Raw genomic sequence first — 19,935 nt, forward strand, 5'->3', positions numbered from 1 at the left:
CCCCTAACGGACTATTTTTTCTTGGAGTTGTTCTTTCCATTGAATTAAAGCGATCTTAGCTTTCTCAATGTAAATACCTTTTTGCAATAAAACCACATAGACCAACGTTAGAGTAACGAGAGTGAATATCAAAGTAATCATCATTTCCGGTTCAATTCCCCCACCTCTCTGGTCAATTCCTTCACCAAAAACGATCGGATGCATCTTGGTCCTCCACCAGCGGATTGACATGTACACAATAGGGACATCAATGAATCCGATAATCCCGAATACCGACGCCAATCGCGCTTTCTTTTCCCAAACCCCTTCCATTTGGCGAATCATGATATAGGCTAAATAGATGAAGAAGAGTATGAGCGTTGTTGTCAATCTGGGTTCCCACGACCACCAAGTATTCCATGCAGATCGTGCCCAGATCGGTCCGGTTGTCAGAACAATCGCTGTGAAAACGACTCCGATTTCTGCGGAAACGCCGGCAACAATATCATAGTACCGTTTGCGGGTGATCAAGAACGCAATGCTGTAGATAAAGACAATGAAGAAAGCGAGGAAAGCCGTCCACGCGGATGCGACATGAAAATAAAAAATCTTTTGCACGATCCCCATCACCGCCTCTTCAGGCGACCAAACAAAAGTAAGGTACAATGCTATAAGCATCATCGGGATGGTAAGGATGACGAGAGTTTTATGCATGGTTACACCTCAACTACATATTCGAATAATAGAAAACACACGACAAAGAAAATGAGATCATACGCCGCCATAAACTGCATCCAGGATACCGCGCTCGAGATATTTTCAGCATCGGTTAAAATCGTTTTGGTGCTTTGCACGGCTCCAATCAGTACAGGCGTCGCCACCGGAAACAGAATGACCGGCAGCAGCATTTCACTGCTTCGCGAGTTCGCAGCTAACGCGGCCAAAAAGGTTCCAATGGCAATGAATCCAAAGGTACCGAGCAGAACTGTACCTGCAAAGTACAAAAGGCTTCCCATCCAGCGAAAATCAAAAAACAGAAACAATAGCGGAATGGAAACCAGTTCAACGATAAGCACCAAAACGAGATTAGCAAGCAGCTTCCCTAAATATATACTGGAGGGATCGATGGGGGCTGCCAGCATACCTGATAAATTATCGTTTTTGTATTCCATTAGAAAAGAACGGTTTAGTCCCAAAATACTCGAAAAAACGATAACCACCCAAATGACGCCCGGAGTGACCGCCTGCATTGAGGAATTGGTAGGATCAAAAGCAAAGCTGAACACCACGATCACCAAAGCCGAGAAGATCAGCATGGTGCTTATGGTTTGTCGGGTCTTCCATTCCGTATACAAGTCCTTCTTGGTGATATGAAGCGTTGATTTCATAAAATTCATCATGGCACGGCCACGATTTTTGAATACTTCTCTTCGATGTCGGACTGGCTTTCGTTCTTTAGTTGAAAATCTTCAGCTACGCAGCTGTTCTGAAGAATAATGATCCGATCGCAAACTTCTGCAGCCATCTTAAAATCGTGGGTAACCATCAAAGTTGTGACTCCCTTTTCTTTCATACGGACAATTACCTTGTTTAGCAGCATGATGGCTTGCTGGTCCAACCCCGTATGGGGTTCGTCGAGAAGCAGGAGCCGCGGAGAATGGATTATCGCCCTGGCAACTGCAAGTCTTTGCTGCATCCCGCGAGAAAAGTTTTTAACTGGCTCGTGACGGAACAAGCTCAGCCCTACCTCTTCGAGCAGTGCATCCGCTTTTTCGTTCGCATTTTCCACAGCATACAATGAGCCATAGTAAATCAAATTCTCCATCGGGGAAAAGTGGTCGTACAGCATGCTGCTGTGCGGCAAATAACCGATCATTCTTTTGATATGGGCTTCATGATCTCGAACAGCCATATTGTCTATTTTTAGCTCCCCGTAAGTCGGTTTGCTTAAGAGAGCGAAAATCTTTAATAGGGTACTTTTTCCCGCTCCGTTAGAGCCAAGAATCGCGACGGTTTCACCCCGGTTTATTTCCAGGTCAATTCCCTGAAGAATCGTTTTATCCCCAGCTCTTTTCACCAATCCTTGCGTGCAAATCATAGCGAATCGTCCTTTGAACTTTTCTCTGTTTCATGCATAGTGCGTATGAGGATGGATTCATATTGCCGCGACAGTTTATGGAAATCCTCGTCAGATATTTTGTGCGATCTGTAATCAAATTCAATTTCATTTAACGTTACCATAAGGTCTTTCTTGTCTATCGTCTCTTCTTTCGGAGGACTGTCGGCATATTTGCTCACCTCTATCACTTCCTTCCTTAAATATGGAGAAATGACCAAATATAAGCGAAATAATACGATTGCGACAGTAGATATAATCGACAAAGCCGACATACTTGATCACCTGCCTACAAATACTTTTTTCGTTCTTGTTCGATCATGGATTTCATATTTTCATCTTCCGCTTCCTCCGGCAAGCTCGCTTCTTTTCCTTCCTGATCTCGAGTCTTCGCTTCATTTCGCTTTACCCACCGGCGAACCGCAAAATAAACAATAACGGCTCCAAGAAAAAGCACCGCGAAAGGTAAAACCCAGGCCATTAAGCTGAAGCCCTCCGTCTGAGGGGCCATTAAAATCGACTCCCCATTCATCCGCACATAATGCTCGCGGATTTGATCACTATCCCAACCCTTAAGAATGAGTTCGGCTATTTCCCTTTTGAAGGCCGTGGAATTCCCGCAGTTGCTCATATCGCAATCAAAGACGTTTTGGCCGCACCCGCAGTTACATAAAAATTGCGAAGCCACCTCTTTGAACTCATCCGAATTATAGTCAAATTGAAACCCTGCTTGCGCATAGGAGGTTGCGGCGGAGAGAAAGGTCATGATAAAAAAAGAAACCCGCCATTTCACTTCACGCCACCTGCCTCGCTATACCTGAATATCTCGGCGTGATATTTCCATATTTACCGTTCCATAATGCGAATACGGTCCCCATAACGAGTATCATTCCGCCAAACCAGATCCAGTTCATCATTGGATTAACCTTGGCGACAAAGGTAGCCCGTCCATCTGGCTCCCAACTGCTCAACACCACATACAAATCTTCCCGCCAATTGCTATACAAACCTACTTCCGTTGAGGGATCCTCCCCAATTCCGTAGAAGACTTTCTCAGGTCTTAGAAGCCCCAACTCATCGCCGTTCTTCGCAATTAACAGTTCAGCATAAACCACCCTGTTGATTCCTTCACTTCTTTCATTTAGTCTATCGTAATTTATGGAATAGCTGCCAATTTCAAAGGATTCCCCCGGCCCAACCGTCCTCATGGTCTGCTGCTCGAAATTTTGAGAGCCAATGATCCCCAGTGCAATCAGCGCGACTCCGAAATGCACAATATATCCTCCATATCTCCTCCGGTTTCTCGTTGTAAGATTATATAAAGCCCTAATTGCACCTTCCCCGGTCATCTTCCTTCTCGCCTTAATGCCACGGTAAAATTCAATAAAGTGAGTAATTAGCATAAAACAAACCACGCTGTAAGCGATAATCGGGTATGCCTTTCTCATCCCTACTGCCAATAAAATCACGCACACCGACAAGCTTAACAAAGCGGGAATCAAGAAATTTTTCATAAGATGCTTCGTAGTGGATCGCTGCCAGGAAATTAGCGGACAAACCCCCATGACGAATATCAGACTCAGCAGAATAGGCGCTTGCACGGTGTTGAAGAACGGAGGCCCGACCGTTACCCTCGTTCCCCGTACCGCCTCCGAGACAAGCGGAAAAATAGTCCCCCACAATATGGCGAAAGCCGCGCCTACCAACAGCAAATTATTGACGAGAAAGCTGGTTTCCTTGGAAATCAATGATTCAATGCGGCCTGCATCCCGAAGCAAATGATAACGGTTCATGAGTACGTACAAGGAGAAAAAAACAGCCACGGCCAGAAATATCAAAAACCAGGTCCCTAAACTCGAATTCGCGAAAGCATGAACGGATGTCAGTATACCGCTGCGCACCAGGAAGGTGCCGAAAAGCGTTAAAGCGTAAGAAGCGATAATCAATCCGACATTCCAAACCTTTAACATATTTTTCCGCTCCTGCATCATGACGGAATGAAGGAATGCGGTGACGGTCAACCAAGGCATAAATGAGGCGTTTTCTACCGGGTCCCAGGCCCAATATCCTCCCCAGCCTAGCTCCATATACGCCCAATGAGCGCCTAAGAGGTTCCCTAAGCTTAGAAACAACCAAGCGATGAGCGTCCATCTTCTAGTCATTCGGAGCCAGAAATTGTCCATGTTTTTCAATATCAGGGCTGCCATCGCAAAGGCGAACGGAACGGCCAGCCCCACATATCCCAGATAGGTAGTGATAGGATGAATCATCATTCCGGGATTTTGCAATTGAGGATTCAATCCTCGCCCCTCCGTTGGAACATAATCCAGAAGAACAAAAGGCTTCTCTATGAACGCCAGAATAAAGAAGAAGAAAAGCGAATTCGCCGCCATGATTGAAGCAATATAAGGGACCATCGGATTATTGCTCATTTTTCGCGAATAAACCACCATGACGGTGTACGAGGTCAATAAAAACAACCAAAGCAATAATGAACCGGCGCTGCCTGCCCATAGCGCAGATAGCTTATACATTAACGGAAGATCGCTGCTCGTATAATTCGAGACTAATCGATACTGAAACTGACTGGTTCCGAGCAAATAAAACATTATAAGCATGGCTAGAGCGGTCAAAATAAAAACGGCAAGCAAACCTCGTTTGCCGCTGTCGACCATCCTCTGATTCTGCTTAAGGATTCCCAAAATCATCGCAACGATCGAGTAAAGAGATAATGCCAACCCTAGGTATATGGTTGTATTTCCAAGTAGGTACATCTGGCTTCCTCCTGCTTATAAATCATCATTCATCTCCGGAAGCTGGGTTATTCAACTGTTTATGGGACTCAGGGTCATATTCCTTCGAATCCCGCGCCTCGTATTTAGAAGGACATCTAGTCTTGACTCTGTCGGCTTCGAAAACCCCGTCTTCCCGGTATGTCCCCTCTACGATGGCGATAATCCCTTCCGAGAAATTATCCGGTTTAACCCCGGAATGAACCACTTGAAGAATATTGCCTTCTTCATCTTTGATTTTAAAGCGAAGCTGAATTGTATCCGCATCCCATTCAATCGAATCCCCGATGATATCGCCTTGAACCAACAAATAATTGCTCTGTCTATACTTCGCCGATTCGGATTGCAGCTGCCCGATCGTCGCTTCGACCCCACTGGACGCGGGTGCAGCTCCCAATAGAAGGAACACAATCGCGGCAACGATAAATCCCCCTCCCACAAGCACCTTCTTGTTTTTTTTCATGACCCGACCTCCAAGTCTTCGATTTTTGCTAATAGTCAAGCACCGTTTTAAGACAACTCCGCGCTTAACATCTGTTCGAGTCTATACATGTAGTCATCTTCCTCTTGACTCATGTGGCAGGAAATGCAGCGATTGAGATCTTCCTCAATTCTCACCGACTTGTCAGGATTGAATGCTTGATATTCCCATCCTCCATTGGCCGATCCACCGCGCTTTTCCATCACGAAGTATTTGGTAAGCTCTCCATCATTATTGATCACGTAAGTGATCACAGTGCCGCGTGGTACAGGCTGACCGCTTTGCACAGCTTCAATCGCTTCTTGGCTCGTATAGATCTCTCCGTACATATTTCCTCTACTAACCGTCGTGTAAAGCACCCCTTCAGCGAAGTTTTCAGGAAATTGAACCTGACTACCATCAGATGGGGTTTGAGGAACATTCCCGTTTGTTTCTCCGTTTGTTTCTCCCTGTGAACTACCATTGGGTGACTGCTCCGCCTGTCCGGTATTGTTTGGCGTTTCAAAGTTGCTGCTGCCGCAAGCGACAAGTGTGAGGGCCATTACCAATGCCAGGGCCGAAAATAATAGTTTTTTCATACTGTTTTCCTCCTCTAAATCGTCATCGTCTATTTCTGAGCCTTCGCTTTTTTCTGCTTCTGTACAAATTTCAGAGCATAATGCGTCCCACAGATATAAATGCCTGCGATGGAAAGGTAATCAATTATAAACCTTAGTGTGGATTCGTCCCAAAAACCAAATGGATCATATATGGTCAGCTTGGAAGCCATATCGATCTCGAAGGAGGTCTTTACTCCATAGACAACAATCAACACCGCCAAGATGCGCAACGAAAGCGTGCGGATACGGCTCGCGCCGGTAATTCCCGTCATCCTTCGCACTGCGTTAATAATCGTTCCCCAGGACATTCCTATATGAACTGCCATGAAGATAAATCCCCAATAAGCAGTTTGAACATGTATCTGCCTGACAAACATGTCATCGTTCATCGAAACAAAGGAAAATATGTCGAGGGAAATCGGAAAGGAACTTAGTATCACCACACCCATAGATACAAGAAAAAGCAGATTGACCGCTATACTTAACAAACGTCGTATATGATATTTCCCCGTAAAAATCGTCCTATACCACCGTCGATTTAAAATATTATGAATAATAAACAATAGGAGCAGGATGACTCCAACCCATTCATGGGTTTTATTACCGGTAATATGATAAGCCATTGCTACAAGCATGAGAACTGTCATAACAAGATCAATGACCAGCCTGAATAACAGATATCGATTCAATGAGTCCCCCTACTTTCTAACGCCCCGTAAGATTACCTCCCATTCTTACGCGGAAGTAAAAATATGCTTCGGAATTCTTATAATGCAATAAATAACCTTTCACTGACGCTCAACTCCGGTGTATTAAACATTCATAAGCACCGTTACTTCCGCCTCCGCTTCGCCGCCTTGACTGCCATCTGTCGCTCCACCTGAATTACCGCACGCAACTTTTTGTGAAGCCGGTGACATTAGGTGCAGGTGCTTGTTGTTGATTCTGGTTATCCGCCGGCTGTGCTTCTTCGTTAGAGTTGCGCATCATCGTATTGGACAATCTGTTCACTTACACCTCCCCTTCCATCCGGATGGTGACTGTCAAGCGTCAATTCGAGTTTGTCCGACCTATCCCGGCCTGCTCCTTAATCTGTTGGATCGCATCGTTAAACCCGTCGGGGGTATGGCTGGAGCCTGCGAGGCGGCCCACGTTCACTTCATCGATGCGCTTTCCGACGACGACCGCCGGGACCGCTGCGGCGAAGCGGCGCTGCAAATCAAGGGATGTCGGGTTCGTCGCATGAGTAGTAACATTAACGTCGGTGATGACATCGTCGTTCAGGGTGACGGATACGGTGATGGTCGAGGGAAGACCTCCGTATTGACCGGTCGCCGTGTAGTCGCCGTCTGCGTATACAAAGTCTTCTCTTGTTGCCAACCTCGAACGATAACCCATCAGTACCGCCGCAACTTCGGCTCTAGAAGCTTGACCTTGCGGATCAAACCTATTTCCCGGTTTGCCGTTCATGATGTTGTTTTGCTTTGCCCATGCAACAGACTCTGTCGCCCAATCCCGCACCTGATTGGAATCAGCAAAATCAAGCTGTTCCGTAATGTCAATGTCACCGTTCTTGTACTTCTCATAGCGGAACACCAGCGTTGCGATTTGTTCACGTGTCACGTAGTCATTCGTTCCAAAGGTTTGAGAATTATATCCTGAGATAATCCCCGCAGAATTGGCCCAGCGAATTGCCTCCGTATACCAAGTGCCTGGGGCAACATCTTCAAACGACATTGCGTCATTGGCCAAGGGGCTGCTATCCATACGCCAAAGAACGGTAGCGAGCATCGCCCGGCTCATAGGGGCAATCGGTGTGAATGTTGTTTCAGTCGTGCCGCTCATAAGGTTATTGCTTTTAGAATAGGCTACAGCATTCGCATACCATGCCTCGGAACTCACATCTGAAAAATTCGTGTTTCCTCCAGAGGCAATTACCGCAGGACTCGTATTAAAAACAACTCCGAAAGTTAATAAAATGGATAACGCCTTTTTCATTCTTCTCATCGCCTTTCGACTAAGTGTTATGACTTTCTGTTTGTAACTCTCATGGGGTGGAATCCGAATATTTACGCCGCTCACCCAAACCGGCACTTCGGACGTCTTGGACCAACGACTCATGATTGTCTTCATTGGGTTCTTGGCATAACCATAACCTTCATCTCTTCCCGAAGAAATCGCAGCTGCTGAGTTACCTGCGAGAGTTATACGTCGCTGACGCGCGAGCCGCTGTACTTTGCTTTCTCAAGAGCAGCAAAGCATCATCACAGCGCCCTCTAATGAATTCTAACCCCAATATTAGCAGTAGATTATAAATAGAAAGATGAGATAATCTAAACAAATACTAAACAACCAAACTTGTCGGTCCTTTCACATCTTTTCACAGAAAAGATCGATCTAACTAATCCAAAACGGTCTCTGTCATTTACGAAGATATTTCGTACTACAACCATACAAGCTTTCAGAAAAAACTAAACGACCGTTTTCCGGTAGGATACCGAGAATCGGTCGCAGCATAAGGATGTCTTTTTGACCGTGGCTACAGGTTTATTCGATAACCGGCGCCCCATACGGTTTCAATCAGTCTCGGTTTAGATGGATCTTCCTCGATTTTTTCCCGGATGCGATTGATGTGAACCGTAACGGTGGCACTGTCACCGATATAATCATGTCCCCATATCTTTTCAAAAAGCTGATCTTTGGAGAAAACGATATTTGGGTTCATGGCAAGAAATTTTAACAGTTCAAACTCCCGGTTAGGGAATTTTATTTCTTGTCCGTCACGGTATACCTTCCAACTGCGGGTCATTATCTTCAAGTTACCAATTTGGATTGCACTTTCTTCCGCAGTTCGAGAGGATGCATTGGTGAGACGATAATAACGGCTTATATGGGACTTAACCCTGGCCACCAGCTCCGCAGGATCAAAGGGCTTTGCAATATAATCATCCGCGCCTAAGCCAAGGCCGCGGATTTTATCAATGGATTCCGTTTTGGCAGTCACCATCAGAATTGGAATTTCAGTCTGATCGCGAATTTCGCGACAAATATCATAACCGCTGCATCCTGGAAGCATAAGATCTAGAATCAATAGGTCGTAGCCACCATCCAAGACTGTTTTCACTACTTTGCTGCCATCTGCCACAATTTCCGTTTCAAAGCCGTTAATCTCCAGATAATCCTTTTGCAGCATGGCGATATCGGCATTGTCTTCTGCAATTAATATTTTCGTCATGCACTAACTCCTTTCGCTAATGGCAAAGTCATCGTAAATTTCAGCCCCTGATCGTTTTCAGCGATAACCGTACCGCCTTGTGCCTCAATCAGATATTTCACAATATACAATCCGAGACCACTTCCATCGCTGTTCATGTTATTTCTTGATTCATCGCAGCGGTAAAACTGTTCGAAGAGGTGGGGGAGCTGGTCCGGCGTTACACCTTTTCCATTATCAGCAAAGCAGAGCACTACATTTCCGTTCTCCCTCTTAACCTTTAGAAAGAGCTTTAACGACTCAACTCGTGCGTATTTCAGTGCATTCTCCACGAGATTGGCCAGTATTTGCCTCATTTGCTCAGTATCAATCCGTACTGGATGATTATTGCCCGATATCTCAACGCGGATGGAAGCATTCTTATGTTTCAAATCATCTTGAATATCGAGTGCAAATTTCTGCGTGAAGTTGCCCAGGTCTGTTTCTACCGGAAAGAATGGCAGATTACCGGTCTCCAGCTTAGAAAAATAGAATAATCTTTGCAGCAGCACGTCCATATCAGATGCTTTTTTGTAGGCAATGGAGAGATACTGTACCTGTTTTTCAGGGGTGTTCGCGATTCCGTCCTGCAGTCCCTTGATATATCCTTTTACCGAGGTAAGCGGCGTTCTCAAATCGTGGGAAATGCCGGAAATCATATCGGTACGTGCCTTTTCATAGGCTGCGTTCTTGTCCTGTTCTTTTTTGAGATGAGCACGCATCTGATTAAAGGAGGAGCATACCGTTTCAAATTCATCCTTGCCTGTATACACAATCGGCGTTGATAAATCGCCTACTTTAATGCGCTTGGCACTTTCTGTCAATTGATGAATAGGCGTCATGATGTGCTTGACAAGGCGCTTGGTAAGCAGCTGGCTGAATAACAAAAGGGCAGCAATGGCGGCAAGTCCTACAATCAGGAAAGTGATTAAGAAAATTTCGAAATCGCTCCTGTCTACGCCAAACAAATGATTGTGATACTTGTAATTGACTGCAACCATATCATAGGTTTCATCTCCAACTGTGATGTGTTGTCCAATACTTGTCACGCCATCTCTAAAGAACACGTTTAGCTGATCGGCGCTCAAATGGAGCGTTTGCAGATAGGCTTTTATATCATCTTCTTGGTGTCGTATATTGCAGTAAACCAGTGAGTTGTCTTGTGCGACACAAAGTCGATAGTTATACTCTGCTAGAGAGCCACTAAGCTTCGACCAATCCCGGGCGCTTCCTTGATATTTCTTCAAAATAGACTCAACCATAAAGATGTTAGGGTCGAGCTGATTATTCTTACTGGCTGCTTTAAAATACACATTTACCATACCGCCGCCAATTGCAAGCAATACCACCAATGACAAAAACACCATCAATGTATTTGAAATAAAAATCCTCTTTCCTAGTTTCATCACAACACCCTCTAACGAATCTAACCCCCATATTAGCAGCAGATCATAAACAACAAGATGAGATAATCTAAACAAATTCTAAACGACCAAACTTGTTGCAGGCAGTCGAGCAAATTACCGTTCTTCGTGTCTGCTGAATGGTTCAATCGCAAACACGCGAGCAATGCTATCCGCTTCAATTGATCTTTATACGTTTCAACAACTTCGGTACTAATCTAGGTCTGTAATCGATGCCGGTAATTCAGACTGAACTGCTACCGGCAAGTTAATGGTTGAGTTTATTTCCGTACTCTTCAATAAAATCAAACAATAGTTAAACTTGCTATTAGTGCTGGCAGATTAAAGCCAGACCTTATTATGCAACATATGAAAAAGAGACCGTTATCCCATTAGTCTCAAATGCTTGCTTAATCCTCTCACCAGATGAGCCCTCGCCAAGCCTTACTAATTGAACTACATTTTGGCCAAGAAGGTGTTTGAAGATAACGATCCTGGCTTTATCTTTTGATCTCGTCTCTCAAGTGACCAAGCCCAACTTTCTCTTCACAAGAGGCAGCCGATCTCATGCCGGCTGCCTTTCAATGCCATCGAGTATCTTCTCTAATTCAGGTTCATTATGGCATCGGCTGATAATTAAAAAAGAGTGTCCGCTTTAATGGATACTCTTAAACAAGTTAGATAGTTAGTTTATAAGATAAGTGCGTCTTTTTCTGTGCGAAATGACTACATTAAACAAAACACGAAAGAAGGCACCGATCGCTCCTAGGCTTCAGCAAGTGTTCCTTGATACTTTCTAGGTTGTTCACGGAAATTTACACTAAAATGTGCATCAATGAAATTTATCTCGGAATCGTCAGAAAGTGATTCCCTACAATGTAGTCTTATTTGTGTCAAATTCCTACAATGTGGTCACTTTTGTGCATTTTTTCATGACACAACTTTGAATACATAAAAATAAAAAAGCCTGATAAGTCAGGCTTTTCAGCTTTAATAAATGTAGACACTTTTGTGTCATTAGACAGTAGTAGACCATTGACCATTGTGATCCGGTATGTGAAGTCTACAGGAAATTTATTAAAATATGTCATCATCAAGTTGGAAATTCGTGTGAGTCCATGGACAGGTTGTGCCAGAGCCTGTACTTTGCCGCCGCCATCTGTGAAGAGTATGGCGTCGACAGATAGAAATTTCATGATTCGTGCCACATCGCCTGCAGCAAAAGCATGCATAAATTGCTCTACCAAGCCAGTGGTTTGCTTCCGATTCAGGTCGTCCACATGATCAGGAACAGGTTTCATATTAAGACTGCGTTTAGCCCGATGAAATATTTGCCGGCAGTTCGTACTGCTCTTGCCAACGATGCCGGCAATCTCTTCATAATCGTACTGCATCGCCTCGCGCAGCAGGAATACGGCTCGCTCCACATAAGATAACTGCTGGAGTAACAGCAAGTACGCGGTAGATACCGATTCTTTTTGCAAGTAGGACTGTATCGGATCCGTTTCGTCGCTTGCGGTTGCTACAAGCGGCTCGGGCAACCAGGTTCCGGCGTAGACTTCCCGTTGCTTGCTCGTAGATCGGAGGAGTTCGAGACAGCGGTTCGTTACGATTTTGCACAGGTAGGCTTTGATATTTTGAATATGATCTGAACCGGATTTATATATAGTTAAAAAGGCTTCCTGGACAATATCTTCCGCATCCATGACGCTGCCCATCATACGGTAAGCAAGGGAGAACAAAAGCGGTTTATATAAGGTATATAATTGGTTAGCTTTTATATTTTCCATTGACAGGCACCCTCTCTCTTCCTGCTGCTCATACTATTCAATGGTGGCTTCCCTCCCGGACTTACGGTCTGCCTCCATATCCTTTAACACGCACCTCGCCGCGCGTCTTCCGCTTCCCGTCGCTGCATCCGCCAACAGTTCTCCGTGGCTGGCCCACTCTCCTGCCACATAAAGCCCTGTAATTTCAGGTACGGCCGGACTCGGAAACCGATCTTCTCTGCCGATGTGCATATAATCATGGGCTACGACCATGTTGGGAAGGTACTGTCTTGCGACGAGTTCCTTCCTCCAGCCCGGTTGGATCAAGTCCATCATCTGTTCGAGGAATCGCTCATCGGCTTTTGCATCCGTTCCGCCAGTGCCATTGTGTTTAAGAATGCTCACTACCGATGTGCCGTCTTCACTCAGTCGAGTAAATTTCGATTGATTCCCGAAGTATATCGGTTGATCGACACCCAATACCGCGAATCGATTCGGTACTGGCAGCCGCATCAGGCACAGATCCAAACATGCCACCGCAACCTTACGAGCCTGTTCATTCCAACGTAAAACAGACTTGCATACCGCATTTCCCAACAGCCGGCAGGTTACTTCCGGCGGGGTGGCGGCAATCACATGCGTGATGTTCATCTCCTTGCCGTCGGCAAACTTTATTTTTCGAACAGTCCCATCATGCTCGATTTCCATTACATTTGTTCCTGTCATCATGGTTACGCCTGCCCGATCTGCTTTTGCAAAAAGCTGATCAACGATGGTTTGCCAACCTCCCTGCACATAGACAATGCTATTCTTTTTAGAAGTGCGTGCTACGTGACCCAGGACGAGACCAGCCATTTGGTGATCCGGGGCTAGCGTGAACGACCCTACCCTAAGCCAGTGGTTTGCTTCCGATTCAGGTCGTCCACATGAAGCATGGCATAAACGATATGACGAACCATCGGATCGTGAAGTTCTTGTTCGATCCAACTCCGCACACTGATAGTCGGCACGGAATCGGCATCGATTCTTACAAACTTCGCAAAAAACTTTAACAACTCCATCTTACCTGACCAACTCAGGTTTTAGAGAATATAAATTTGAACATAGGGGTTACCTTATTGTTCCAAAGAACTGATATATTTGCTGAAGGAGATCCTCCTTCAATTATTACACCTAAATCTTGAAAGACTTCTTCCGCAGACCCTCCCTTGACTATGGCATGACCACCTAGATTGAAGTTAGCCCCTTTCTTCTTGACAGATATTGCCCGACCGCCAAGTTGGCTGGACTTCTCGAAAAGGACAACAGACTTGCCAGCCTGAGCCAATTCAATCGCGGCCACCGTTCCTGAAATGCCTCCGCCAATGATCGCCACATCAAAAGGTTTCATCCTCCACACCCTCCTTCGCTGTTAGTCTTCATAAACTAAGATGGAGAATGCTGTGGATTTGTGACATTCTTACTAAGAACACGATATATCCATTCATTATCGGCAACTTAGCATGTTTTTGAAGGACAAGGTTTAATCTAAGGCAATGTACATATGCCAGGGGAGTGGACGATGCTAGAACTTGAGACGCAACCTTAAAGCTTCCGTTCTCACACCTTCGTGAGCAGAGCAAGCCGGTGCTCGCCTTGGCATTTGGCGGGACGTTGCTGTCTTTCCTTCTCATCGCTTTGGCGATGTACGGATTGATGGGATTACCGTTAGCTGTTGCTTTTACTTTTGCCGCACTTATGAGCGCAACAGATCTGATCAGTGTCATATCCATCTTCAAGTCCCTTGGTGTTCCCAAGAAAATTGTGACCATTATTGAAGGTGAATCTCTTTTTAATGACGGCATTGCCGTTGTCTTGTTTCAGATCTCTTCCATATACTTACTTACCTATTTGGAAATGGGGTGGGTAGGAATCGGCAGTGGTGTATTGCTCTTCCTGAAGTTTAGTTTGGGGGGAATTGCAGTTGGGGCTGTTTTGGGATTCCTCTTCTCACAGCTTATTCGCTTTTATGATGACTATCCACTCGAAATCGCTTTCTCAATGCTGCTGTTTTTCGGAAGTTATTTTATCGCCGAGCATTTTCACGTGTCCGGTGTTATTGCAGTAGTCGTAGGTGGCTTAATCTTCGGCAGCTACGGGGCTCGTATCGGCATGTCGGAAACCACGAAGATGAACATCAATTCATTCTGGGACGTCATCACCCTAGTAGCAAACTCGTTGATTTTCCTAATGATCGGACTTGAAATCAAGCACATCGACTTCACGGACAAATGGGCACTTATTGGTGCTTCGATTCTTATTGTTCTGATCGGAAGAACGTTAGCCGTTTATGTCAGCATGAAATCCCTGAAATCCTTCCCCGCTTCCTGGAAAGTGATTTTGAATTGGGGAGGATTAAAGGGTAGTTTATCCATCGCGCTTGCCTTAAGCTTGCCCACGACCTTCGAAGGCCGTGACGATATTCTTGTGCTAACCTTCAGCGTCGTCCTCTTCTCTCTGCTCGTACAAGGACTCACAATCAAACCACTGGTTAAGAAATTAGGGCTCGGCAAATCAATGAAGGTAAGTGAATAGCAGTAGAAACTGTAGAAAGAAGCCGCGGTCATATTTTAAGTACCCAAAAACACAGCGTAAAAATATGGGGAATTTGCCGATGACCCGGCTAAACTTCCTCATACTCCTTACGCCGTCACACTTTAGGTACATTGCTACTACCTAAAACTTTATTTCTAAGTACTACGTCAGCTGCTTTATCCTATGAGCACCTTCTCTTCGGGCAAACGGTATTTTTGCTTGAACATTCGCTGCGACAACGCGAATGCAAGTGTTAAGGGTCCAAGTCTGCCAATATACATGGTCAAAATAATGATCCCTTTTCCTAAGGGTGAGAGTTCTGGTGTTAATCCCATCGATAAACCAACTGTTCCGAAAGCCGAAGTCACTTCAAAGAGAACCTCCATAAAATCCTTCTGCAAACTATGCTCACTAATGGTTAGGACAAAAGTAGCCAAAATAACCACCCCGACTGAAATCACCATGACGGCTAACGATCGAAGGATGATGGATTGAGGGATTCGCCTGTTGAGTATTTCAACATCTTGTTTGCCCCTTATAATACTTATCAAAGTGAACAAAAGAACTGCAAATGTGTTTGTCTTTATCCCCCCTCCTGTTGAACCAGAGGAAGCGCCGATAAACATTAAAAAGATCATAAAAAACTGGGAAGCCGTCATCATTTCAGCGATATTAATTGTATTAAACCCAGCGGTACGAGTTACTACGCCTTGAAAATAGCCCGCCCAAATCCGTTCTGCCCACGTTAAGGAGCCAAACGTATGGGTGTTGAACAATTCGATGATGAATATAACCAAAAAACCCGTGAGACAAAGGAAGCCGGAAGTTGATAACACAATCTTGGAATGCAGGGATAGCTTTGTCCACCGCCTATGCTTCCACACATCTAAAACTACAGTAAATCCGAGGCCGCCTATAATAAAAAGCAGAGTAATGACGATATTGACTAATGGATCACCAACGTATCGGCTCAAACTATCGGACCAAAGACTAAATCCAGCGTTATTAAAAGATGAAATGGAATGAAACACACCGTAATATACCGCTTGCCCCATACCCAGTTCCTCTTTCCAGCGAGTGATTAACAAGGCTGCTCCCATGAGTTCAATTATAAACGCAATGAGAAAAATACCCAGTGACAACTTCACAACACCTTGTGTTGATAAAGAGTTTGTAGATTCTTTTATGAGAAGGCGGTTTTTCAATCCGATTTTCTTACCCAGGACTACGGCTATCAACACACTAAATGTCATGAATCCAAGGCCGCCAACTTGAATCAAGCACATGATGACGATTTGGCCAAAGAGGGAGAAATCGGTTCCGGTATCCAGCACAACCAATCCTGTAACACATACTGCAGATGTCGAAGTGAATAATGCGTTTAACCAACCGACACCGGTGCCTGTTGATGATGATATGGGTAGTGCCAACAAGATAGCCCCTAATACAATCGGGAGAGCAAAGCCTAAAAGTATGAGACGCGAAGATGTTAAATGAAATTGCTTTATTGATATTTGGGGCTGTGATTTGCTACGAAACATCAGATATCCTCCTTCTTGTCCTAATTTTCAGTAAACGAAACCGTTCAGCCTACTACTGCGTAGTATTAGCCTTATCAAAGCATTGATGCTACTGCAAAACAAATTTTCGCAATGCTATTATGCTGTATTTCGGTTTACATTTAGAACAAACTAGCATAATATGAATTACGATAATTTCATAATTAATAATCGCTTAATCCCCTCTTGGGGAGCGGGGGAACCATCGAGGTCGTACTAACGGCTTCAGGGGTGAATTCTTTCTAAACAGAAAGGACGGGGACTCTCAGACCCGAATCCGGCAGCTAACCTCGTCAGCGTCCTTGGGAGAGAACCCTCTTACCACTTTGACTTGTTACATATTAAACAGTCCAAAGCCTGGAAGCAGACACTCTGCTCCCAGGCTTTTTTCCTGAATGGTTTGCAGAGTATCTACATTTAGAAAAAGAAAAGGAGCAGAATTATTCATGGCAAATAACGAAAAAATCATGGTTTGTGTTTATTATGGTCCCCATGGGGAACGTCTCATTCGCCGAGGGGGGGAACTGGCTAAACTTCTGCAATGCCCCCTGTACGTATTGAGCGTCATTCCTGTAAGAGATGATGTGCTTGATCAAGAACAGGAAAAATTTATGGCCGCATGGCAAACGACATGCGACGAATATGGCGCTACATTTATCGCAAAAACGAACGTAGATCGTAAAGCTGCAGATATTATTGCGGAGACAGCCAGAAATCATCATATTACGCAATTAATCATCGGACAATCCGGGCAAACGCGATGGCAGGAAATTACGCAGGGTTCCTTCGTTAATGAACTACTGAATCGGATAGGTGAAACGGATCTTCACATTGTGGCGGTCCAGAGGATGGCACATCACATGACCGAGACCCATGAACGGGGAAGACGAGTCACGGTTATCAGAAATGGTGAACATTATAGGCTCAGCAATGGGGAGTCTGAAGGCGAAACTGTAGCTGAGGGTCTTTTTTTCAAGTAATTGAATACCGATTTCGATACGGGTTTACTTAAAATAATGACAAATAGTGAATTCAGGTATTTGAAGATAAGCAATGGAAAAGTGTTAGACCCTTCTTCTTTCCAGTCCAAATAGCGCATGATCAATATTACACGGGAGTGACACATGTGAGAAAACAGTTTATACTCATCGAAATAAATATCCCTATTACGGAGAATGACCATGATCGAAAACGATGACCATACCAGACGTCGCTCCGCCCTTTACAAAATCGATTCATTCGTAAACAAGTTGAAGAATAATATGAGTCCTCCCCAGCTCATCATGGTAGTGTTTTTTGTGCTGATCTGGACGGGTACCTTGTTGCTTACACTCCCTCTATCTTCTACAAACGGAAAATCTGTAGGTTTATTGAATGCTTTGTTTACCGCCACCTCGGCTATATGTGTGAATGGCCTTGTGGTTGTAGATACCGGGAGTGTTTATTCGACCTTTGGGCAAGTCATCATTATGATCTTGATCCAGATTGGCGGACTCGGATTTATGACTTTCGGTGTTATGGTAGCCATAGTACTGGGGAAAAGAATAGGTCTCAAGCAACGTCTTGTCATTCAGCAAACAACCCACTCGACATCAGCTCAAGGTTTAGTCAAGCTATCGCTGTATATGGTGCTTATAGCGTTCGCATTTGAGGCGTTGGCTACGGTCATTCTTACGATTCGATGGCATTACGAATGGGGTTGGGGTCAGGCAGCCTATTATGCGCTTTTTCATTCCGTTTCCGCCTTCAATAATGCGGGATTTGCTTTGTGGTCTGACAGTCTTTCACCTTTTGTCGGCGATCCAATCGTTAATATTACCATTGTTATGCTCTTTATCATCGGCGGACTCGGCTATATTGTTGTCGTGGATCTATTCCGCAAACGTTCATGGAAGAGACTGTCTCTCCACTCCAAGGTTGTTCTTCTGGGCACAGGCATTCTCTCAGGAATCGGTTTTCTAACTATACTATTGTTGGAAAGTTGGAATCCGTCCACCTTTGGTCAGCTTAGCGGAGGCGAGCGTGTGTTGGCCGCTTTCTTCCAAGGTACGACACCTCGAAGTTCTGGATTCAACACAATTGACATCAGCAGTATGCTAGCCGCTTCCCAGTTCCTTATGATTATTCTGATGTTTATCGGAGCTGCCTCTGGAGGTACAGGAGGTGGAATCAAAATCAATACACTGATTGTACTCATCTTGGCAACGATCCAAACGTTTCGCGGCGGTGGGCAAATTCACGCATTCAAGCGCAAAATAGGCGAAGAAACGGTTATGCGTGCCCTAGCTGTTGTCATGAGTTCATTGGTTGTTGTACTTTGCGTCTCCCTTCTGCTCACGATCACGGAGGGAATGCTGGAGGAACATTTTCTGGAGGTGCTGTTTGAAGCCACATCAGCATTCAGTACAACCGGGTTGTCGATGGGGCTGACGAGTGAACTATCTCCCCCCGGTAAGGTCATTGTGATTGTTACGATGTTTGCCGGACGCTTGGGTCCGTTAACGCTCGCTTTTGCGCTGGCTCAGAAAAAGCGTTTATCTAAAATAGGTTATGCGGAAGATCATATTTTGATTGGATAAACAAGTGATATAAGGAGGCCCCTCCAGTTGGAGGGGCCTCCTTATATCACTACAATGAATGCTTGGGCTATTGAAGCCTTTTATTTGTTACGTGGGTATCTCCTTTTTTTATTTCATTAAATAAATCTGTCTCTTGATTTTGAAGGTTGGGGGTTAAAGCATCACTTCCACTCACTATACCGTTTAAATATTTTGATAACAGGTTTTCCAGTTGCGAAAGGGTTACCGGTTTTGCCGAATCATGCAATTCGTAACCAAGTTGCCCGTTTGGTTCGATAGTAGCCGTCTTCACATCACTTAACTTCGATATTCCTTGCTGCCGTAATTTCATCTCCAGAGCATCCACGGTTAATCTCAGTTTCTTCATATTATGGATCACTAATTGGCCGCCTTCAATAACAACAATTGCCGGTCCTTTAATCCACTTTTCAAAACGATTCCAGCGAACTTGTAAGATTTCAACTAATATCAACACTGATATAAACACGATTGCAGCAACGATGGTTAGGAGTATGCTTTCATTGGCAATTGGTTGAACAATGATGGTACCTATTGAAATCATCGTAATCGTCGTAGGGATCGTCATCTGTGAAATGGACTTTCTCCCGGATATACGAAGCATGAGCATCCCGAATATAATTAATACAAGCGATTTCCAAAGCTCATCCCAAAATTCATTCATAAGAAGATATGTCCTTTCTCTTCATGTACCATTTACTTTTTACATTTTGTGCAGTGTTTATTCTGTTGAAATATACTGTAACTGCTGAAGGAACAAGTTCAAATAACAAAATTGGAACTTTCATCTACCCCCCTATGTTGAAACGAAGA

General features: G+C 44.6%; 18 protein-coding genes, 2 pseudogenes and 1 riboswitch. Of the genes and pseudogenes, 3 read left to right on the forward strand and 17 right to left on the reverse strand.

Going from position 1 to position 19,935, the window contains the following annotated elements:
• Positions 1–3: 3 nt before the first annotated feature.
• The 15 genes and pseudogenes from ACPV3A_RS28315 to ACPV3A_RS28385 form a co-directional block, all read right to left on the reverse strand.
• Positions 4–693, reverse strand: coding sequence for a cytochrome c biogenesis protein (locus tag ACPV3A_RS28315; RefSeq protein WP_426202790.1), 690 nt, complete (start codon positions 691–693; stop codon positions 4–6).
• Between the two features lie 2 nt (positions 694–695).
• A complete protein-coding gene (locus ACPV3A_RS28320; protein WP_426202793.1) occupies positions 696–1,379 on the reverse strand; it encodes a heme exporter protein CcmB in 684 nt (227 codons plus the stop codon).
• The gene (gene ccmA, locus ACPV3A_RS28325) at positions 1,376–2,077 is read right to left on the reverse strand and encodes a heme ABC exporter ATP-binding protein CcmA (RefSeq protein WP_426202795.1); all 702 of its coding nucleotides are present in this window, start codon (positions 2,075–2,077) and stop codon (positions 1,376–1,378) included. The genes ACPV3A_RS28320 and ccmA overlap by 4 nt, the downstream gene beginning before the upstream one ends.
• A gap of 307 nt (positions 2,078–2,384) precedes the next feature.
• The gene (locus ACPV3A_RS28330; RefSeq protein ID WP_426202797.1) at positions 2,385–2,888 is read right to left on the reverse strand and encodes a cytochrome c-type biogenesis protein; all 504 of its coding nucleotides are present in this window, start codon (positions 2,886–2,888) and stop codon (positions 2,385–2,387) included.
• A 1-nt stretch (position 2,889) separates the two neighbouring features.
• Complete coding sequence (locus ACPV3A_RS28335; RefSeq protein ID WP_426202799.1) at positions 2,890–4,869, reverse strand: heme lyase CcmF/NrfE family subunit; 1,980 nt, start codon at positions 4,867–4,869, stop codon at positions 2,890–2,892.
• Positions 4,870–4,894: 25 nt separating this feature from the next.
• Positions 4,895–5,350 carry a cytochrome c maturation protein CcmE gene (locus ACPV3A_RS28340; protein WP_426202802.1) on the reverse strand — a complete coding sequence of 152 codons (456 nt, stop codon included), beginning with the start codon at positions 5,348–5,350 and terminating at the stop codon, positions 4,895–4,897.
• A gap of 47 nt (positions 5,351–5,397) precedes the next feature.
• On the reverse strand, positions 5,398–5,946 hold the full coding sequence (locus tag ACPV3A_RS28345; RefSeq protein ID WP_426202803.1) for a cytochrome P460 family protein: 549 nt from the start codon (positions 5,944–5,946) through the stop codon (positions 5,398–5,400).
• Between the two features lie 29 nt (positions 5,947–5,975).
• Complete coding sequence (locus ACPV3A_RS28350) at positions 5,976–6,656, reverse strand: DUF4405 domain-containing protein (protein ID WP_426202805.1); 681 nt, start codon at positions 6,654–6,656, stop codon at positions 5,976–5,978.
• Between the two features lie 361 nt (positions 6,657–7,017).
• Positions 7,018–7,869, reverse strand: a complete 852-nt coding sequence (locus tag ACPV3A_RS28355) for an S-layer homology domain-containing protein (RefSeq protein WP_426202807.1) — start codon at positions 7,867–7,869, stop codon at positions 7,018–7,020.
• A gap of 637 nt (positions 7,870–8,506) precedes the next feature.
• Entirely contained in the window at positions 8,507–9,202 is a 696-nt protein-coding gene (locus tag ACPV3A_RS28360; RefSeq protein ID WP_426202809.1) for a response regulator transcription factor, read from the reverse strand.
• The gene (locus ACPV3A_RS28365) at positions 9,199–10,626 is read right to left on the reverse strand and encodes an ATP-binding protein (RefSeq protein WP_426202810.1); all 1,428 of its coding nucleotides are present in this window, start codon (positions 10,624–10,626) and stop codon (positions 9,199–9,201) included. Before ACPV3A_RS28365 ends, ACPV3A_RS28360 begins: the two co-directional genes overlap by 4 nt.
• A gap of 890 nt (positions 10,627–11,516) precedes the next feature.
• On the reverse strand, positions 11,517–12,413 hold the full coding sequence (locus tag ACPV3A_RS28370; protein ID WP_426202812.1) for a sigma-70 family RNA polymerase sigma factor: 897 nt from the start codon (positions 12,411–12,413) through the stop codon (positions 11,517–11,519).
• A gap of 33 nt (positions 12,414–12,446) precedes the next feature.
• Positions 12,447–13,250 (reverse strand): annotated as a pseudogene (locus tag ACPV3A_RS28375) (FAD-dependent oxidoreductase); the annotation flags it as partial.
• Between the two features lie 26 nt (positions 13,251–13,276).
• The gene (locus ACPV3A_RS28380) at positions 13,277–13,453 is read right to left on the reverse strand and encodes a hypothetical protein (RefSeq protein WP_426202847.1); all 177 of its coding nucleotides are present in this window, start codon (positions 13,451–13,453) and stop codon (positions 13,277–13,279) included.
• Between the two features lie 14 nt (positions 13,454–13,467).
• Positions 13,468–13,782 carry an FAD-dependent oxidoreductase gene (locus ACPV3A_RS28385; protein ID WP_426202814.1) on the reverse strand — a complete coding sequence of 105 codons (315 nt, stop codon included), beginning with the start codon at positions 13,780–13,782 and terminating at the stop codon, positions 13,468–13,470.
• Between the two features lie 185 nt (positions 13,783–13,967).
• Between ACPV3A_RS28385 and ACPV3A_RS28390 the strand changes: the two are divergent.
• Positions 13,968–14,966: pseudogene (locus tag ACPV3A_RS28390) on the forward strand (cation:proton antiporter); the annotation flags it as partial.
• Positions 14,967–15,142: 176 nt separating this feature from the next.
• Here the strand turns inward: ACPV3A_RS28390 and ACPV3A_RS28395 are convergent.
• Positions 15,143–16,507 carry a TrkH family potassium uptake protein gene (locus ACPV3A_RS28395; protein WP_100537076.1) on the reverse strand — a complete coding sequence of 455 codons (1,365 nt, stop codon included), beginning with the start codon at positions 16,505–16,507 and terminating at the stop codon, positions 15,143–15,145.
• A gap of 180 nt (positions 16,508–16,687) precedes the next feature.
• Positions 16,688–16,839, forward strand: a riboswitch (cyclic di-AMP (ydaO/yuaA leader).
• Positions 16,840–16,971: 132 nt separating this feature from the next.
• Here ACPV3A_RS28395 and ACPV3A_RS28400 point away from each other — a divergent pair.
• On the forward strand, positions 16,972–17,505 hold the full coding sequence (locus ACPV3A_RS28400; protein WP_426202816.1) for a universal stress protein: 534 nt from the start codon (positions 16,972–16,974) through the stop codon (positions 17,503–17,505).
• A gap of 201 nt (positions 17,506–17,706) precedes the next feature.
• Positions 17,707–19,104 carry a TrkH family potassium uptake protein gene (locus tag ACPV3A_RS28405; protein ID WP_100537078.1) on the forward strand — a complete coding sequence of 466 codons (1,398 nt, stop codon included), beginning with the start codon at positions 17,707–17,709 and terminating at the stop codon, positions 19,102–19,104.
• 67 nt (positions 19,105–19,171) lie between these two features.
• On the opposite strand, the gene ACPV3A_RS28410 is transcribed toward ACPV3A_RS28405, so the two are convergent.
• Positions 19,172–19,786, reverse strand: a complete 615-nt coding sequence (locus ACPV3A_RS28410; protein ID WP_100537079.1) for a DUF421 domain-containing protein — start codon at positions 19,784–19,786, stop codon at positions 19,172–19,174.
• Between the last annotated feature and the right edge of the window lie 149 nt (positions 19,787–19,935).

The sequence above is a fragment of the Paenibacillus sp. Dod16 genome (assembly GCF_049893405.1).
Lineage (GTDB): Bacteria > Bacillota > Bacilli > Paenibacillales > Paenibacillaceae > Paenibacillus_AQ.

Coding starts and splice junctions, on each gene's coding strand:
- ACPV3A_RS28315 (WP_426202790.1), bottom strand. CDS start 693: ATGCATAAAACTCTCGTCATCCTTACCATCCCGATGATGCTTATAGCA.
- ACPV3A_RS28320 (WP_426202793.1), bottom strand. CDS start 1,379: ATGATGAATTTTATGAAATCAACGCTTCATATCACCAAGAAGGACTTG.
- ccmA (WP_426202795.1), bottom strand. CDS start 2,077: ATGATTTGCACGCAAGGATTGGTGAAAAGAGCTGGGGATAAAACGATT.
- ACPV3A_RS28335 (WP_426202799.1), bottom strand. CDS start 4,869: ATGTACCTACTTGGAAATACAACCATATACCTAGGGTTGGCATTATCT.
- ACPV3A_RS28340 (WP_426202802.1), bottom strand. CDS start 5,350: ATGAAAAAAAACAAGAAGGTGCTTGTGGGAGGGGGATTTATCGTTGCC.
- ACPV3A_RS28345 (WP_426202803.1), bottom strand. CDS start 5,946: ATGAAAAAACTATTATTTTCGGCCCTGGCATTGGTAATGGCCCTCACA.
- ACPV3A_RS28360 (WP_426202809.1), bottom strand. CDS start 9,202: ATGACGAAAATATTAATTGCAGAAGACAATGCCGATATCGCCATGCTG.
- ACPV3A_RS28365 (WP_426202810.1), bottom strand. CDS start 10,626: ATGAAACTAGGAAAGAGGATTTTTATTTCAAATACATTGATGGTGTTT.
- ACPV3A_RS28370 (WP_426202812.1), bottom strand. CDS start 12,413: ATGGAAAATATAAAAGCTAACCAATTATATACCTTATATAAACCGCTT.
- ACPV3A_RS28380 (WP_426202847.1), bottom strand. CDS start 13,453: ATGGAGTTGTTAAAGTTTTTTGCGAAGTTTGTAAGAATCGATGCCGAT.
- ACPV3A_RS28385 (WP_426202814.1), bottom strand. CDS start 13,782: ATGAAACCTTTTGATGTGGCGATCATTGGCGGAGGCATTTCAGGAACG.
- ACPV3A_RS28395 (WP_100537076.1), bottom strand. CDS start 16,507: ATGTTTCGTAGCAAATCACAGCCCCAAATATCAATAAAGCAATTTCAT.
- ACPV3A_RS28400 (WP_426202816.1), top strand. CDS start 16,972: ATGGCAAATAACGAAAAAATCATGGTTTGTGTTTATTATGGTCCCCAT.
- ACPV3A_RS28405 (WP_100537078.1), top strand. CDS start 17,707: ATGATCGAAAACGATGACCATACCAGACGTCGCTCCGCCCTTTACAAA.
- ACPV3A_RS28410 (WP_100537079.1), bottom strand. CDS start 19,786: ATGAATGAATTTTGGGATGAGCTTTGGAAATCGCTTGTATTAATTATA.